General features: G+C 42.4%; 2 protein-coding genes. One reads left to right on the forward strand and one right to left on the reverse strand.

Annotation, left to right across the window (positions count from 1 at the left end):
* Positions 1-134 precede the first annotated feature (134 nt).
* Positions 135-821 (forward strand): lipopolysaccharide core heptose(II) kinase RfaY, encoded by a 687-nt coding sequence (gene rfaY / locus KQJ19_RS23735; RefSeq protein WP_200051983.1) that lies wholly within the window; start codon positions 135-137, stop codon positions 819-821.
* 67 nt (positions 822-888) lie between these two features.
* On the opposite strand, the gene KQJ19_RS24175 is transcribed toward rfaY, so the two are convergent.
* The coding region (locus KQJ19_RS24175; protein ID WP_253296415.1) for a hypothetical protein at positions 889-985 on the reverse strand (97 nt) is incomplete at its 5' end.

The raw sequence follows: 985 nt of genomic DNA on the forward strand, positions 1-985 counted from the left end.
GTATGGGAAAATGCCATGCGGCGCCTGAGTTCAGCGGCCGTGATAGCTCAGATCGTCTACATATTGAGGGACACAACCTGTATACTATACCCCTGTAAATTAACGCGCGATGTACACTGATATTGAGGAAAGTGATGGCCATCAGTAAGACACATGAAAAAGGTTATACGGTCTATTGCAAAGAGACCAAAACAGACCTTAAGTCACTGATGAATAAGTATATAAACAAAGAAATCAGTGGCAAACCGTTGAGCAGTGGTAACGCCATGCGCAGTGTAGAACTGGTCGAGTACAACTCACAAAAATTTATCATCAAAAACGACCGTGAAGTTGATTCTCGATTTGAGAAAAAAATGCAGAATTTTATCTCCGGCCCCTTTTATTCCTGGCTCATCAAGAAGCTGGACACACTCTCCCCGGAAATGCGCGCCTGTACAGCCGATCTCTACTATGCCGCTGAAAAAGTACGCCTTCGTCAGTGTCATGATGTTTATATTATTCATGAATATGTTGAAGGCACTCCTTTAAAAGAAATTAACCATAAGAATGCCGATGAAGTGAAACAGTGCGTTCTGCGCCTTCACAAAGCCGGGTTGGCATCTAATGATATCCACCCTGGAAATTTCATTCGTACGCCAGGCGGTGAATTAAGAATAATTGACTTATCCTGTAAGGGAAATATGAAGATTTGCCAGGCTAATGACATTTTAGCATTGCAGCGAAAATATCATATTAACATCAAAGGAAAAGGGTTAATCTATAAGCTCATCTGGCTCAAAGAAGCGATAAGATCTTTATCCAGAAAGCTTCGAGGCAAATAGTATTTATTATTTATACGGCCAGAATAAAGAATCTGGCCGTTGGTAGCATTTAATACAAGTCGAGCATTCAATCCCAGCTCAGGATCACTTTCCCTGACTGGCCCGAGCGCATCGCGTCAAAGCCCTGCTGGAATTCATCGATGGAGAATCGATGGGTGATGATC

Source organism: Citrobacter sp. S46_ASV_140 (assembly GCF_018919545.1).
In the GTDB taxonomy this organism is placed as follows: Bacteria; Pseudomonadota; Gammaproteobacteria; order Enterobacterales; family Enterobacteriaceae; genus Citrobacter; species Citrobacter braakii.

What these genes read in the sequence shown, in the direction of transcription:
- rfaY (WP_200051983.1), top strand. Translation starts at nt 135, where the DNA reads ATGGCCATCAGTAAGACACATGAAAAAGGTTATACGGTCTATTGCAAA.